This is a genomic window from Actinomyces oris, from assembly GCF_001937665.1.
GTDB classification, from domain to species: domain Bacteria; phylum Actinomycetota; class Actinomycetes; order Actinomycetales; family Actinomycetaceae; genus Actinomyces; species Actinomyces stomatis.
Window position 1 is genome coordinate 1 of record NZ_MSKL01000037.1, and the last position, 16,153, is coordinate 16,153.

At 68.5% G+C, this 16,153-nt stretch carries 11 protein-coding genes; 6 read left to right on the forward strand and 5 right to left on the reverse strand.

What is annotated here, in order from left to right; translation table 11 throughout:
• Positions 1–7 precede the first annotated feature (7 nt).
• Complete coding sequence (locus tag BKH28_RS12825) at positions 8–1,282, forward strand: HRDC domain-containing protein (protein WP_081380151.1); 1,275 nt, start codon at positions 8–10, stop codon at positions 1,280–1,282.
• 109 nt (positions 1,283–1,391) lie between these two features.
• On the opposite strand, the gene pflA is transcribed toward BKH28_RS12825, so the two are convergent.
• The 4 genes from pflA to dxs all read right to left on the reverse strand — a co-directional run bounded on the left by pflA (position 1,392) and on the right by dxs (position 7,162).
• Complete coding sequence (gene pflA, locus BKH28_RS12830; RefSeq protein ID WP_075419171.1) at positions 1,392–2,267, reverse strand: pyruvate formate-lyase-activating protein; 876 nt, start codon at positions 2,265–2,267, stop codon at positions 1,392–1,394.
• A 23-nt stretch (positions 2,268–2,290) separates the two neighbouring features.
• Positions 2,291–2,536 (reverse strand): autonomous glycyl radical cofactor GrcA2, encoded by a 246-nt coding sequence (gene grcA2, locus BKH28_RS12835; protein ID WP_009406209.1) that lies wholly within the window; start codon positions 2,534–2,536, stop codon positions 2,291–2,293.
• A 77-nt stretch (positions 2,537–2,613) separates the two neighbouring features.
• Complete coding sequence (locus BKH28_RS12840) at positions 2,614–4,728, reverse strand: pyruvate formate lyase family protein (protein ID WP_075419172.1); 2,115 nt, start codon at positions 4,726–4,728, stop codon at positions 2,614–2,616.
• Positions 4,729–5,101: 373 nt separating this feature from the next.
• Positions 5,102–7,162: a 1-deoxy-D-xylulose-5-phosphate synthase gene (dxs, locus tag BKH28_RS12845; protein WP_075419173.1), complete on the reverse strand. Its 2,061-nt coding sequence runs from the start codon at positions 7,160–7,162 to the stop codon at positions 5,102–5,104.
• Between the two features lie 380 nt (positions 7,163–7,542).
• Here dxs and BKH28_RS12850 point away from each other — a divergent pair, with 380 nt between their 5' ends.
• Together BKH28_RS12850 and BKH28_RS12855 are read left to right on the forward strand one after the other, a co-directional pair.
• A complete protein-coding gene (locus BKH28_RS12850; RefSeq protein WP_075419174.1) occupies positions 7,543–9,570 on the forward strand; it encodes an alpha/beta hydrolase family protein in 2,028 nt (675 codons plus the stop codon).
• Positions 9,570–11,519 carry a chloride channel protein gene (locus BKH28_RS12855; RefSeq protein ID WP_075419175.1) on the forward strand — a complete coding sequence of 650 codons (1,950 nt, stop codon included), beginning with the start codon at positions 9,570–9,572 and terminating at the stop codon, positions 11,517–11,519. The genes BKH28_RS12850 and BKH28_RS12855 overlap by 1 nt, the downstream gene beginning before the upstream one ends.
• Before the next feature lie 53 nt (positions 11,520–11,572).
• Here the strand turns inward: BKH28_RS12855 and BKH28_RS12860 are convergent, their stop codons facing one another.
• Positions 11,573–12,127, reverse strand: a complete 555-nt coding sequence (locus tag BKH28_RS12860; RefSeq protein WP_075419176.1) for a hypothetical protein — start codon at positions 12,125–12,127, stop codon at positions 11,573–11,575.
• A gap of 21 nt (positions 12,128–12,148) precedes the next feature.
• Here BKH28_RS12860 and BKH28_RS12865 point away from each other — a divergent pair, with 21 nt between their 5' ends.
• The 3 genes from BKH28_RS12865 to BKH28_RS12875 all read left to right on the forward strand — a co-directional run.
• Complete coding sequence (locus BKH28_RS12865; protein WP_075419177.1) at positions 12,149–14,158, forward strand: leucyl aminopeptidase; 2,010 nt, start codon at positions 12,149–12,151, stop codon at positions 14,156–14,158.
• Between the two features lie 237 nt (positions 14,159–14,395).
• On the forward strand, positions 14,396–15,769 hold the full coding sequence (lpdA, locus tag BKH28_RS12870; protein WP_075419178.1) for a dihydrolipoyl dehydrogenase: 1,374 nt from the start codon (positions 14,396–14,398) through the stop codon (positions 15,767–15,769).
• Between the two features lie 30 nt (positions 15,770–15,799).
• Positions 15,800–16,153 (forward strand): biotin/lipoyl-containing protein (locus tag BKH28_RS12875; RefSeq protein ID WP_343283762.1); only part of this gene is annotated, 354 nt, incomplete at its 3' end.

A 16,153-nucleotide genomic window follows, 5' to 3' on the forward strand; every position in this document is an offset into this window, starting at 1 on the left:
CTCGGCCGTGCCCCGCCCAGCCGTACCCCCCGGGACGACGGACCATCCCATCAGCCCACACGACGTCGTCGACTATCCCCGTCCCCAGGACGGACTCCCCGAGATCACCGCCACCCCCACCCAGCTGAGCCGAGCCGCTCAGCTTCTGACAGGCGGCCACGGCCCCATCGCCGTTGACGCCGAACGGGCCTCCGGCTTCCGCTACGGGCAGGACGCCTACCTCATCCAGCTCCGACGAGACGGCGTCGGCACCCTCCTCATCGACCCGGTCACCACCGGCCCCTTGACCGAGCTGGCCCCAGCCCTCGACGGACCCGAGTGGATCCTCCACGCCGCCGACCAGGACATCCCCTGCCTGACCGCACTCGGGCTGAGGGCCGCATCCCTGTTCGACACCGAGCTGGCAGCCCGCCTCCTGGGCCGCCAGCACGTCGGGCTGGGCGCCGTCATCGAAGAGACCCTGGGCCTGCGCCTGGCCAAGGACCACGCGGCAGCGGACTGGTCCACCAGGCCTCTTCCCATCTCCTGGCTCACCTACGCCGCCCTCGACGTCGAGCTGCTCATCGACCTGCGCAACGCCCTGGCCACCGAGCTCGAGGCTTCCGGCAAGGACCAGTGGGCCGCCCAGGAGTTCGAGCACGTGCGCACCAAGCCGGCCAAACCGGCCAAGGTCGACCCGTGGCGCAAGACCCCACGAGCGGGAAGCTCCGTGCGTTCCCCCCGCTCACTGGCGATCCTGCGAGAGCTGTGGAACTCGCGCGAGCAGCTGGCCGCAGAGCTCGACCGCACCCCCTCCAAGGTCCTGCCCCACCAGGCACTCGTCGCCGCCGCCGTCGCCCGCCCCCGTTCACGACGCAAGATGAGCGCCCTCAAGGAGTTCTCCTCCCGGCAGGCGCGGCAGAACCAGGAACGCTGGTGGAGAGCCATCGAACGCGCCCTGGAGCTGCCCGACGACGAGCTCCCCCCGACTCGCGCACCACTGGGGCCCGACGAGCTCCCCCACCCGCGCACATGGCAGCGTCACCACGCCGCAGCCGCCGACCGACTCACTCGCGTACGCGGGGCGATCAGACAGCACGCTGAGAAGATCCGCGTGCCTCAGGAGCTCCTCCTGACCCCGGGGTGCCAACGTCATCTGGCCTGGGACCTCGGCGAGGAGATCGAAGCCGGACGGACCAGCAGCGTCAGTGCTCAGGAGATCGGTGAGCGCCTGGCCGCCATGGGGGCCAGGCCCTGGCAGATCGAACAGGCCGCCCCCGCCCTTGCGACAGCCCTGAGCTGAACGGCCACGACGCGCACGCAACAGTGCGCCGCCCACCATCAGGTGGACGGCGCACGAGAGGAGAACCCGCCATGAGCCCCGCTCGAGGAGCCCGAGCCCGCCGGCGACCTCAGTGAACCTCGAAACCGTAAGAACGGAAGATCGCACGAGTGGACTCCACCAGCTCCGGCTCCGGAGGCCTTGTGTCGCGAAGCTGATACGTCAGCCCCAGGGCGTCCCACTTGTCGGTGCCCATCTGGTGGAAGGGCAGCACCTCGACACGGCTGACCGAGCCCCAGCGCTCGATGATTCGGGCGACGTTGTGGACGTTCTCAGGGTCGTCCGTCAGATCCGGAACCAGCACGAACCGCGCCCAGATCTCGATCCCCTTGGCCGCCAGGCGGTCACCGAAGGTGATTGTCGGAGCCAGGGAGCGTCCCGTCACCTTCTTGTAGGTCTCCTCGTCACCGCTCTTGATGTCGAGCAGGACCAGGTCGATGTTATCGAGCATCTCATCGCTGGCATTGGCGCCTAGGAACCCTGAGGTGTCGATGCAGGTATGGATACCCATCTTCTTGGCCCCGGCCAAGAGCCTGCCCGCGAAGGCCGGCTGCATGAGGACCTCGCCGCCCGACAGCGTGATCCCGCCCTTGGACGCGCGGAACACTCCCCGGTAGCGGCGCATGCGGCGGAGAAGCTCCGAGGCCTCCACCGGCTCCCCGTCCTTCATGAGGAAGGTGTCGGGATTGTGGCAGTACAGGCACCGCAGGGGGCATCCGTTGAGGAAGACCGTCATCCGGGTTCCGGGACCGTCCACCGCGGTCACGAGCTCCCAGGAGTGGATCGAACCCAGCTCGCCGTCCCGCATCCGAGCCAGGCGCTCCGAGCGTTGAAGATCCGTCAGCTCCTCAAGCCCGCCGATACCCGCCCCGCGCAAGCGGGCGGCCGGGGCCAGGAAGTCCTGGTCCCGACCGCCGTCGCGCACGGTCGTCGTGGTCTGCGTCATGACCGCTCGCCGTGCTCCAGGGCTCAGGCCTGGGAGTGGAAGGTGCGGTGAAGGACGTCAAGCTGCTGCTCACGAGTCAGCTTGACGAAGTTGACGGCGTAGCCGGAGACGCGAACCGTGAGGTTCGGGTAGTTCTCCGGGTGCTCCATCGCGTCCTCGAGGGTGTTGCGGTCCAGGACGTTGATGTTGGCGTGGTACAGGCCCTTGACGCCGCCGTTGTCCTGACGCTGTGCCTTCATGGAGGCGAGGCGCTCTTCGTACGTGGCCATGGTGGCCCCTTTCTGAGGTGGTGTTATCGATGTGTGAGAAATTGCTGCGATGCGATTCAGCCGGATGAGCGGCTCGATCAGATCTCGGCGCAGTCGTCGGGGACGAAGCCGGCGTCGAGAATGCCCACGAGGTTGGCGACGCGCTCGTCGAGCGTGCGGCCCAGCCCCTGCGGGGTGATCGTGTTGGTCAGCGAGATGCCGTCGAGGGCGTCGTTGTAGTCGAGCTTGCCGACACTGAGCATCGAGGCGACCATGCCGTGGGTGTCCATCCCGTTCTCCGGGTTGGCTCCGGGCGAGAAGGGGGTGCCCTTCTGGTGCCCCGAGGGGAAGGAGCCGGTCGCCTTGCCATAGACCACGTTGGAGGTGATCGTCAGCACCGACTGCGTCGGGATGGCGTCCCGGTAGAAGGGCTGGGCCTTGATCTTCGACATGATCGTGTGAACCACCGTGGCCGCGATGTCGTCGGCGCGGTCGTCGTCGTTGCCGTAGATCGGGAAGTCGCCCTCGGTGACGTAGTCGACCACCAGGCCGGTCTCGTCACGGACCGGGGTGACCTTGGCGTACTTGATGGCCGCCAGCGAGTCGGCCACGATCGACAGACCGGCGATACCGCAGCCCATGGTGCGCACGATATCGGAGTCGTGCAGCGCCATCTCGATGGACTCGTAGGCGTAGCGGTCGTGGCAGTAGTGGATGATGTTGAGGGCCTCGACGTAGGTGGCCACCACCCAGTCGAGCATCTTCTCGTACTTGTCCCACACGTCGTCGAAGTCGAGGGGGCCGTCGCCCTCGACACCGGGCAGCCCGGTGACGACCTGCTTACCGGTCATCTCGTCGCGGCCGCCGTTGATGGCGTAGAGCAGGGCCTTGGCGGAGTTGACGCGAGCGCCGAAGAACTGCATCTGCTTGCCCACGCGCATCGGGGACACGCAGCAGGCGATCGCGGCGTCGTCACCCCAGTGCTCACGGATCTGCTCGTCGGCCTCGTACTGGATGGACGAGGTCGTGATCGAGATGAGGGCGCAGAAGTCCTTGTAGCCCTGCGGCAGGTTCTCGTCCCAGAAGATCGTGATGTTCGGCTCCGGGGCCGGGCCGAGGTTGCGCAGGGTCTGCAGCAAACGGAAGGAGGTCTTGGTGACCAGGGCGCGACCGTCCTCACCGAAGCCGGCGTCGGACCAGGTGGCCCAGTAGGGGTCGCCGGAGAAGATCTGGTCGTAGTCGATGGTGCGCAGGAAGCGGGTGATGCGCAGCTTCATGACGATGTTGTCGATGAGCTCCTGGGCGCGGGTCTCGTCGATGACCCCGTTGCGCAGGTCCCGCTCGAAGTAGATGTCCAGGAAGCCGGAGAGCCGGCCGATGCTCATCGCGGCGCCGTCCTGGGACTTCACGGAGGCCAGGTAGGCGAAGTAGGTCCACTGGACCGCCTCGTGGGCGTTCTTGGCCGGGCCGGAGATGTCGTAGCCGTAGGAGGCGGCCATGACCTTGAGCTTCTTAAGGGCCTTGATCTGCTCGGAGTGCTCCTCGCGGTAACGGGCCCAGTGCTCGGAGAAGGGCTTGTCCGCAACGGCGTCCTTGGCCTTCTGCTTCTCCTCGATGAGGAAGTCGACGCCGTAGAGCGCCACACGGCGGTAGTCACCGATGATGCGGCCACGGCCGTAGGCGTCGGGCAGCCCGGTGATGATGTGGCTCGAGCGCGCCGCGCGGATGCGCGGGGTGTAGATGTCGAAGACCGCGTCATTGTGGGTCTTGCGGTAGCGGGTGAAGATCTTCTTGACCTCGGGGTCGACCTCCTTGCCCGCCTCCTTGATGGCGGTCTCCACCATGCGCCAGCCACCGTTGGGCATCATGGCGCGACGCAGCGGGGAGTCCGTCTGCAGACCAACGATGACGTCGTCGTCCTCGCTGATGTACCCGGCCGGGAACGCGTCGATGTCGGCGGGGGTGTGGGTGTCGACGTCGAGGATGCGGACCTTGCGCTCCTCGGAGAGGTAGTCCTTCTCCAAGGTGTCCCACAGACGCAGGGTCTTGTCCGTGGCGTCAGCGAGGAACGAGGCGTCGCCGTCGTAGGGGGTGTAGTTGCGCTGGATGAAGTCGCGGACGTCAATGTCCTCGGTCCACGGTCCGGTAACGAAGCCCTCCCAGGCGTCATTGCCGCTCGCCGTGGTGGCAGATGTTGTGACCTCAGTGGTCATCCGTGCCCTCCTCATGTGGGTGACCGGAGAGCCACCCGGTTGCGATCGCCCTTGTGAGGCGAGGCGGCACATCGGCGCGCCGTCGGTCTCAGAGTAGAACTCCGAAGATGGCTTGTGGGCCACTGGTCCCAAGAAGAGCCGGTTAGATGACTCACAGGCTGATCAACACCATCGTAATCCAGGACATAGGTCCCTATATCGACTCTCAGAGCGACGTGCGTCGCCGAACTGCAACACCTTCCGGCCTTCGGCAACGGAGACGAATGGAGCAGCTCACCCATCACATCGACCTACCGAAGCGATTAGGACAGGTGTCCCAGCGGAACTCGACCTCCCTGCCGGAAACAGAGGTCGAGGCGCCGCCGCCACACCCCTAGTCGGCCCCAAGGTCCTGGTTAGTGCGGGCGCCTGCGACACCGTCGGCCGCGCTTCGCGCCGCCTGGGCGATATCGACGGCCCGCATGCCGAAGTCCTCCATCAGCTGAGCGCGGGTGGCCGTGTCGACGAACTGGCGTGGAATACCGATGCGACGGAAGACCGGCGCGCCCCCTGAACCGGCGTGGGTGGCCTGGTAGCCCTCGACCGCGTCACGCAGCTGGGAACCGATGCCGCCGTCGACAAGTCCGTCCTCGACCACGACGACGACATCGGCATCGGCCGCGGCCGCCACGAGGGGAGCCGGGGCCGGGATGACCCAGTGCGGATGCACCACGGTGACGGCGCGCTCCTCCTGCTCAAGGATCCGACCGGCCTCGTAGGTCTCGGTGGCCATGGCGCCCACGCCCACCAGCAGGATCCGCGCAGTGCCGGTCGGCCGCCGGCTCTCGAGCAGGACGTCGACGACGTCGAAGGCGCACGGGGATGGCGGCGCGTCCTTCTGCGCCGCCTCCTCGCTGCTCCCCTGCCCGTCCGGTCCCGAGCCGAGGCGGCGCACCGCCGTCAGCGGTTCGGGCAGGGCGCCCTTGGGATAGCGCACGACGGCGGGCGCGTCGTCAATGCTCACGGCCAGACGCAGGCTCTCGCGCAACGTCGCCTCATCGCGGGGTGCTGCCAGGCGCAGGCCCGGAACGTGGGCCAGCAGCGCCATGTCCCACATGCCGTTGTGGCTGGCCCCGTCGGTTCCCGTGATTCCGGCCCGGTCCAGGACGATCGTCACTCCCGCCCGGTGCAGGGCGACATCCATGAGCACCTGGTCGAAGGCGCGGTTGAGGAAGGTCGCGTAGAGGGCCACCACCGGATGCATCCCGGCGAAGGCGAGCCCGGCGGAGAAGGTCAGCGCGTGCTGCTCGGCGATACCGACGTCGATGACCCGCTTGGGCATCGCATCGGCCAGGGGCTGGAGACCCACCGGGGCCTGCATGGCGGCGGTGACCCCGACGATCCGTTCATCGCTGCGCGCCAGGGAGACGATCTCCTCGGCGAAGACGGAGGTCCAGCCGAAGCGCTCGGCCACCACCGGCAGCCCGGTCTCGGGGTGAATCTGTCCCACGGCGTGGAAGCGGTCGGGGACGTGCTCCTCGGCCGGGATGTAGCCCCGCCCCTTCTCGGTGATGACGTGGACGATGACCGGTTCCGCGTACTCGCGGGCGCGGGTGAGAGCGAACTCGATGGCCGTGATGTCATGGCCATCGACCGGTCCGGTGTACTTGATCCCCAGGTCCTCGAAGAAGGCCGAGGGGACGAGGACGTCCTTGAGTCCTCGTTTGAGGCCGTGGAGGGCGTCGAAGGCGGCCCGACCGGGGGCGCCCTGCGACAGGAGCGTCCGTTTGACCCCGGACAGGACGCGCTCGTAGCCGGGATTGGTGCGCAGTGCGTCGAGGTGATGGGCCAGCCCCCCGATGGTGGGGGCGTAGGAGCGGCCGTTGTCATTGACGACGATGACCAGGTGGCGATCCGAGGAGTCGGCGATATTGTCCAGGGCCTCCCAGGCCATCCCTCCGGTCATGGCTCCGTCCCCGATGACGGCGACGACGTGGCGCTCGTCGTGGCCCTGCAGGTGGTTGGCCCGGGCGATGCCGTCGGCCCAGGACAGGGAGGTGGAGGCGTGGGAGTTCTCCACGACGTCGTGGACGGACTCGGCCCGCGAGGGATAGCCGGACAGGCCGCCCCGCTCCCGCAGATGGGTGAAGTCCTGACGGCCGGTGAGCAGCTTGTGGACGTAGGCCTGGTGGCCGGTGTCGAACACGATGGTGTCCCGCGGTGAGCGGAAGGTCCGGTGCAGGGCGATCGTCAGCTCGACGACACCGAGGTTGGGGCCGAGGTGGCCGCCGGTGCGCGCCACTGAGGCGACGAGGTGCTGGCGGATCTCAGAGGCGAGCGACACCAGCTGCTCACTGGTGAGCCGGTCGAGGTCGGCGGGCTTGCGCACACAGGGCAGGAGCGCCTTGCCGGTCTGCCCGGCAGGCCGTCCATGGCGCTCAGCAGCTGCTGGCACGGTGCGCCTCCTTGTCGAAGGTGATGACGAGTCATTCGTGTCGTTCGTGCGACGGTGCGTCGCTCATGAGTGAGCCGGCGGGTCGCCGAAGCGGCACTCGGGACAGGGTAGCCGTTGACACGGAGGCGGTGTCTCCTGCGGAGGCTCCTTCTCCTCCTTATGCAGGCTCAGTATCCGCGTGGCCGCCCGGGCCGACGCTCCTGAACGGTCCGAGGATGCTCAGCATAGAGCCGCCCCGACCGCTGTGCGGTCGCGTGTCACGCGGGTCACGGCTGAGCACGTACTGTATGCCTTGGGCGTCGAACCGTCCGCGCCCACCGGTCCACGGCGTCGTTCCTGATCGCCAGACCGTCCCTCAGGACTGCCCTCCAGGAGGAACCATGAGCACCACAGCCCCTTTCGGTACCTGGCCCTCGCCCATTACTCCAGGCACCATCACGACCCGGACGGTCCTGCTCTCACAGGTCCGTGTGGACGGCGGAGACACCTACTGGGTGGAGCAGCGCGCCTCGCAGGCGGGCCGCAATGTGCTGCTTCGCCGTGACGGCGACGGCCAGATCGGGGAGGTGCTGCCGCTGACACCTGCCGACGAGCTGGTCGACGTGCGCACCCGGGTTCACGAGTACGGAGGGCGGGCCTACGCCGTTGACAGTGGGATCATCGTGGTCTCGCACGCCGGGGACGGGCGGCTGTACCGCTATGACGTGGCGCACCGTATGCGCGGCCTGGTCCCGCTGACGATCTACGGAGACGTGCGTCACGGCGACCTGGAGATCGACACGGGCCGGGGCCTGGTCTACGCCGTCCGCGAGGACCACCGAGGCCACGGTGAGGCCGTGAACACCCTGGTAGCCATCCCTCTGGACGGTTCGGCCGCCCGCGATGACTCTCGCGTGCGCACACTGGTGTCGGGAACGGACTTCGTGGTCGCCCCGACCCTGTCCCCTGACGGCGAGCACCTGGCCTGGATCACCTGGGACCACCCGGGGATGCCGTGGGACAACGCCTGCCTGCACGTGGGGGACCTCGGCCCGGACGGGACGATCGGCGAGCAGACGCTGGTGGACGGCGGCAACGGGCACTCGGTCTCCGAGCCCCGCTGGACCGAGGAGTGCGAGCTGGTGCACGGCTCCAACGCCTCGGGCTTCTGGAACCTCTACCGCACCGAGGGATTCCCGGTACGCGGCACCAACCGCACCGGCTGGTCGGAGAAGCTGCGAACCCGCCCGCTGCACCCGGCCGAGGCCACCTTCACCACCCCGGCCTGGCAGCTGGGACCGCACTCCTTCGACATTCTCGACTCCGAGCACATCATCACCTCCTGGGCGCGCGACGCGGTCTCCCACCTGGGGACCATCAAGCTCGCCAACGGGGAGCTCGAGGAGTGGAACGTGGGGTGGCAGCCGATCGGCAACGTCGCCTCCAACGCGGGTCGCGTCGTCATGCTGGCCTCCAACGAGATGTCGATGCCCAGCATCGTGGAGGTCAAGAACGGCAATGTGCAGGTGCTGCGCGGCTCGGGCGAGTTCGTTCCCGAGGGCGCCGGAGTGTCCTTCCCCGAGCCGGTCTCCTGGCCCACCAGCGACGGAGCAACCGCCCACGGCTTCTACTACCCGCCGACGTCGGCCTCTCACGCAGGCCCCGACGGCGAGCTGGCGCCGCTGATCGTCAACGTCCACGGCGGCCCGACGGCCACGGCCGTACCCGGCTACGACCTGCGCATCCAGTACTGGACCAGCCGGGGCTTCGGCTACCTGGACGTCAACTACCGCGGCTCCATGGGCTACGGGACGGGCTACCGCAAGGCCCTGGAGGGCAAGTGGGGCGTCTACGACGTCGACGACTGCGTCAGCGGCGCTCAGCACCTGGTCGACGCCGGGCTCGTGGACCCACGTCGCATCGCGATCCGCGGCGGTTCGGCAGGCGGTTTCACGGTGCTGTCGGCCATCACCCGTTCCACCGTGTTCACGGCGGCCAGCTCCTGCTTCGGGGTGACCGATCTCAAGAGGCTGGTGCGCACCACCCACAAGTTCGAGTCGCACTACATCGGCCAGCTCATAGGCACCCAGGACATCGACGACCCGCTCCTGGATGAGCGCAGCCCCATCAACCACATTGAGGACATCAGCGTCCCGCTGCTGCTCATCCAGGGCTCGGAGGACCCGATCGTCCCGGCCGAGCAGGCCACCGCCATGTATGAGGCCCTCAAGGAGGCCGGCGCGCCGGTGGCCCTGGAGGTCTTCCAGGGTGAGGGCCACGGCTTCCGTCTGGCGGCGAACATCCGGAGGCGTTATGAGGCCGAGCTGAGCTTCTACCGGCAGGTGTGGAAGATCGGCGGAGCCTGCTCCAAGGCCGAGTGCCAGGATGAGGAGGAGACCTTCACGGTCAAGGTGGAGAACCTGCACTGATGGATCACCTCTGGAAGAGGCTGTCTCAGCCCCTGTCGCGGCGCGCAGGCAGCCTCTTCCGTCATCATCGCTTCGGCCTCTACATCCTGGCGGTGCTGGTAGGACTCGTCTCAGGCCTGGGCGCGGTGCTGTTCCGGCTGGGAATCGACGCCTGGTCCCAGTTGCTGAGCGGAGCCGACGACTACACCGTGTCCATGGGGCCATCGTTCGGGCTCCTGGCTCCTTTGGGATCCTGGTTCGTCCTGGTCTCTCCGGTGCTCTCCGGTCTCCTCACGGGACCGTTGATGTCCCGACTGGGCCGCACGCCCACGGGCCACGGGGTGGCCGGCGTCATCTGGTCGACGCGCCACGGCGACGGGACCATGGCACCGTTGCCGGCCCTGGCCACGACGACCTCGGCCGCGCTGACGATCGGAGGCGGAGGCTCGGTCGGTCCGGAGGGGCCGATCGCCGAGCTGGGCGCGTCGACGGCGAGCGTCATCGGACGGGGACTGCAGCTGCCCAGGCTCTCGATCCGCCACCTGGCTGCCGCCGGGACGGCCGCTGGGATCGCCGCCGCCTTCAATGCTCCGCTGGCGGGGGCCTTCTTCGCCCTGGAGGTCGTCCTCATGGGCTTCAGCGCCGACGCCTTCATCGTCATCGTTCTGGCCTGCGTGTCCTCAACGGTCCTGTCTCATCACCTGCTGGGAACGACGCTGTCGCTGTCGCTTCCCTACCTGGACCTGTCCGGCGACGCCCAGCTGGGCTGGGTCGCGCTGTTGGGAGTCATGGGCGGCGGCGTCGGTATCGGCTTCATGCGTCTTCGCTTCATCATGCTCGACGCCCTGACCCGCGCCTGGCAGAGGCTGGGCGTTCCGGTCTGGGCGCGACCGGGCATCGGCGGGTTCGCGGTCGGCGCGGTTCTCCTGGTTCTGCCAGAGATGTACGGGGAGTCGTCGGCCGCCCTCAACCGGGCGCTGGCGGGACGCTACGCCCTGACGCTGCTGCTGGTGCTGTGTGTGGCCAAGATGATGGCGACCTCCCTGACCCTGGGGATGGGTTTCGTCGGCGGGGTGTTCGCACCGTCCCTGTTCATCGGCGGGACGCTCGGTGCGGCCTTCGGTACCCTCGTGGCTCCCAGCTACGCGCCGGCCGCCGGGGTCTTCGGTGTGATCGGCATGGGGGCGGTGTTCGCCGGTGCGGCTCGCGCCCCGATGACGGCGGTCCTGCTCATCATCGAGATGACCGGGCAGCACGCGCTGCTGCTCCCGCTCATGCTGGCCACGGTGCTGGCCACCTTCATCAGCCGGTTCCTGTCTCGCGGCACGTTGTTCACCGAGGAGCTGCGTCGTCGCGGAGAGGATGTCGAGGACCCGATGACCACCACGCTCCTGGGACGCACCCGCGCCTCCCGGCTCATGGTGGACCCGCCCGCCGTGGTCAAGGCCACGGCGCCGCTCAGCGACGTCGCCTCCCTGATGAGCCGACGTGGCGTCTCGGTCCTGCCCGTGGTCAGAACCGGAGAGGATGGCACCCGTGAGCTGCTCGGCTGCGTGACGGCCGCACAGCTCGCCGAAGCGCTCCTGAGCGATGAGTCCGACGACGCCACCGTCCGGTCGGCGACGGTGGCGGACCTGCCACTGGTCCATGACCGTCTGCTCGGCGAGGCCGAGGCGACAGATGTGCTCGAGGCCCTGACCACTACCCGTCTGGAGGCGCTTCCGGTGGTCGCCCGCACTGCGGGCTCCAGTACGGAGAGGCTGGTGGGCTGGGTGTCCCAACGGATCGTCGTTGAAAGGATCTACGAGGTCCAGGCGCGGGCCCGCGCAGCCGCCGCCACCTATACCTCTTGGGGCTCACGTCTCCAGGACAGATGGCACTCCCGGCCCGTTCCCTCACGCAGAACCAGAAGGATCAGCCGTATCAGCCGAATCAACTCACGCGGCTCGCGCCGTTCCCGACGCCGATGAGAGTCCACCGGACTCGACGCGTTCAGGAGCCGTTCAGGGCGCGGTGTACAGCCTCACCGGTCCCGACCACTGCGAGGAGTCTTGAGAGTCCGGCCCTCCTGGACCGCCCGAGCCTTCTCGGTGATGCTCTCGGTGAGGGTATCGGACAGCTCGGTGATGCGCTCGGCGTTGGCCACGATGCGCCGGGGGTCAGACATCCACATCCACGCGGCGGCGACCACCGGGAGGATCGCGGGCAGGTACCACCGGGACCGGCCCCAGTGGGCCCACACCGAGACGCTGAGGTCGGCCGGTGAGGGGGTGGGGAAGGTGAGGACGCCGATGAGCACCGCCATGGTGGCCAGTGCCCCCAGGCACATCCAGCCGATGTTGCGCATCCGGCGTCCGTTGTGGGCCACGCAGACGGCCAGCAGGATGTACAGACCGCCCCCCAGGACGTTGAGGGTCCACACCGCCGGCTCCTCATCGGGGCTTCTCAGCAGCGTCGTCAGGGAGGGAATGAGAACGATCGCCCCGAACACGGCGAAGACGCCGACCAGGATCCGTCCCCACCCGTATGCGGGGCGGCGGGTGTCCTGAACCGGACGTACCGATGAGCGCTCGTCCATGAGGAACGACCTTTCCGTGTGATGACCTTCGGCACGCGCAGCACCAGTTCAACCTCCAACCAATGCCAGAACGTTACTATTCACAACGTGAGCACCATTAAGTTGACCAAATCCCTGAACGCACGCGCTTCGGCTGACGACGACCGCAAGGATACCGACCTCAGCAATCAGGCCGAGGTCGACACGGTTGAGGAGGCTGAGAGCTCCGAGGCTCCCGCGACCGGGGACGGGGCCGGCTCGGCAGACACCACGCAGGACCTGAAGCAGGACTCCGACAGCGACGAGGAGGACCCCGTGGCTCAGGAGGACAACACCGACGGTGCCACCGGCACGGGCAGCGGATCCGGCGAGTCGGCCGGCGTCGAGTCGGACGCAGCCTCCAGCGCCGAGGCCGACGCCGATGTGCTCGTCCTGGCCGCAGCACCGGGCAGGGACGGGGCCGAGGCCCCCGAGATCCTCCTGGAGGGCCTCGAGCCGCCCTCGAGCACCGCTCTGGAGGGCCTGGACATCGATGCTCTTGCGACCCTGCTGCCGGCTCTGGGCTTCTCGGGCGCTCAGGACTCCGTGGTGCGCCTGCCCTCCTCCTCGGTGACCACCGAGAGCTACCGGGGACCGGCGACGATCCTTGTGGTCGGCGTCGGAACAGGATGGGCCGACACCGACCCGCTTGCCGTCACCACCGACGACGAGGCCGCGCTGGGCTACGACCAGACCGGTCTTCTGCGCCGGGCCGCCGGACGCGCCACCCGGGCGCTGGCCGGGACCGATTCCGCCGCCCTGGCACTGCCCACGCTCTCCGAGGAGCAGGTAGCCGCCGTCGCACACGGAGCCGCCCTGGGCGCCTATTCCTGGAGCGCGACGAAGAACGAGGACCGCCCCGGACAGGAGACGATCTCGAAGAAGAACTCCCCGCTCAAGAGCATCTCCATCGTCTCTCCTCTGGCCGACACCCCCGAGGGGCAGGAGGCGCTGACAGGAGCCCTGGTCCTGGCCCAGGCCACGGCGCTGACCCGGGATCTGGTCAATGAGCCGCCGAATCGGCTGACTCCCGAGGTCTTCGCCGAGAGGGCTCGCGCAGCTGGGCAGGAGGCCGGCATCAGAGTTGAGATCTGGGACGCCCCGGCACTGGTCGAGCAGGGCTTCGGAGGGATCCTCGGCGTGGCTCAGGGCTCGGTGCACCCGGCACGCCTGGTCCGTCTGGAGTGGTCGCCGGTGCGTGCCGCCGAGGTTGCCGGCGAACAGATGAGCTCGCAGACCGAGGGTGATGGGGCGGCGGGCCACCCCAAGCACGTCGCTCTCATCGGCAAGGGCATTACCTTCGACTCCGGTGGTCTGTCCCTCAAGCCCGCCTCGTCCATGCCGGAGATGAAGTCCGACATGGCGGGAGCCGCCACCGTACTGGGCGCCATCGTCACGGCCGCGCGCCTGGCACTGCCCATCCGCGTCACCGCATGGCTGGCGCTGGCCGAGAACATGCCGGGGGCTGACGCTCAGCGCCCCAGCGATGTCATCACGATGTTCGACGGCACCACCGTGGAGGTGACCAACACCGACGCCGAGGGGCGCCTGGTCATGGCCGATGCCCTCGCCCGGGCCGTCAAGGAGGAGCCCGATGCCGTCCTGGACGTGGCCACCCTGACCGGGGCGCAGATCGTGGCACTGGGCGACCACGTGGCCGCCGTCATGGGGACGCCGGACCTTCGCGAGGAGGTCGTCGCCGCGGCGCAGCGGGCCGGAGAGTCCTTCTGGCCGATGCCGCTGCCCGCGCATCTGCGCGCCACCCTGGACTCGCCCTTCGCCGACCTGCGCAACACCAAGGTCGGCTCGCGCGCCGGTGGGATGCTCTCGGCCGGGCTGTTCCTGCGCGAGTTCGTCGGGCGCCGACCGTGGGCGCATCTCGACATCGCAGGCCCTGCCTACAACGACTCCTCGCCCTGGGGGCTGACTCCGACCGGCGGGACGGGCATGGGGGTCTCCACCCTGGTGGAGCTGCTCCGTTCGCTGTCCGCCGAGGTCAGTATCCTCTCCTGAGTCGTCGTCCGTCGGCAACGAGTCGACGGCGCCCGTGCCGGGGCCTGCGTGGGCGGTCCCGGCACGGATGGTTGCCGACAACGCCCATGTACGGTGATGCGTATCACCCCGTTTTCAGGACTCTGGTCCCTAAACAGCAACCCCCCTGGCTCCTGCGTGCCCTCTTCAGGTGGAACAATGGCTCCGTGCCGAGCCGCCCCGCGTGGGCGACGTGACCAACCAACAAGGAGTGAGTTCGTGACAGAGACCGTCTACGACATGGTCATTCTGGGCGCGGGATCAGGGGGCTACGCCGCCGCCCTGCGCGGCGCCCAGCTGGGCCTCAAGGTCGCCCTCATCGAGGCGGACAAGCTGGGGGGCACCTGCCTCCACCGTGGATGCGTGCCCACCAAGGCCCTGCTGCACGCCGCCGAGACCGCTGATGCCGTGCGCGAGGCTGCCACGGTGGGCATCAAGGCCGCCTTCGAGGGCGTGGACATGCCTGGCGTCCAGAAGTACAAGAACAGCATCGTCTCGCGGATGCACAAGGGTCTTGAGGGCCTGGTGTCCTCGCGGGGCATCGACCTGATCCAGGGGTGGGGACGCCTGGTGGCAGCCGACGCCGTCGAGGTTGACGGCCGTCGCATTACCGGCCGCAACGTGGTCCTCGCCTCCGGCTCCTACTCCAAGACCATCGGGCAGGAGATCTCCGGAGGCGTCATTACCTCCGAGGAGGCGCTGGAGATGGACCACGTCCCCGCCTCGGCAGTGATCCTGGGCGGAGGCGTCATCGGGGTGGAGTTCGCCTCTGCCTGGGCGTCCATGGGCAGCGAGGTCACCATCATCGAGGGGCTGCCCCATCTGGTGCCCAATGAGGATGAGGCGATCTCCAAGCAGCTCGAGCGCGCCTTCCGTAAGCGCAAGATCACCTTCCGCACCAACACGATGTTCGAGTCGGTCGAGCGCCACGACGGCGGGGTGACCGTGCGCACCCAGGACGGCAAGACCCATGAGGCCGAGGTCCTCCTCATCGCCGTGGGTCGCGGACCGGCGACCGCCAACCTGGGCTACGAGGAGGTCGGGGTCGCGATGGACCGCGGCTTCGTCCTGGCCGATGAGTACGGTCGCACCAACGTCCCCGGCGTATGGGCCGTGGGCGACATCGTTCCCGGTGTCCAGCTGGCCCACCGCGGCTTCGCCCAGGGCATCGTCGTGGCGGAGAAGATCGCGGGCCTGGACCCCACCCCGGTCGATGACGTTCTGGTCCCCAAGGTCACCTTCTGCGAGCCCGAGATCGCCTCGGTGGGTCTGTCGGAGGCCAAGGCAGCCGAGATCCACGGCAAGGACAACATCACCTCCGCGGAGTTCAACGTGGCCGGCAACGCCAAGAGCCAGATCCTGGGGACCCAGGGCTTCGTCAAGCTCGTCTCCCTCAAGGACGGGCCCATCCTGGGCTTCCACGCCATCGGCGCCCGCATGGGTGAGCAGGTGGGTGAGGGCCAGCTCATGGTGTCCTGGGAGGCCGACGCCGACGACGTCGCCGCTCTGGTCCACGCCCACCCCACCCAGAACGAGACCCTCGGCGAGGCCGCCATGGCCCTCGCCGGCAAGCCGCTGCACAACCACGGCTGATCCAGCTAGACGAGAGTAAGGAAGACAGCAATGTCAGAGTCCGTGAAGATGCCCGCTCTGGGTGAGTCCGTCACCGAGGGGACGGTCTCCTCCTGGCTCAAGGCCGTGGGAGACACCGTCGAGGCCGACGAGCCCCTGCTGGAGGTCGCCACCGACAAGGTGGACACCGAGGTCCCCTCCCCCGCATCCGGCGTCCTGCTGGAGATCCGCGTCCCCGAGGACGAGACCGTCGAGGTCGGCACCGTCCTTGCCATCATCGGAGACCCCTCCGAGGCGGGTTCCGCCCCGGCACCGGCAGCCCCTGCGCCCGAGGCCGCTCCCGAGCCCCCGGCTCCCGCACCGGCCCCGACTCCGGCCGCCGAGGCGCCTGCACCCACCGCCCCG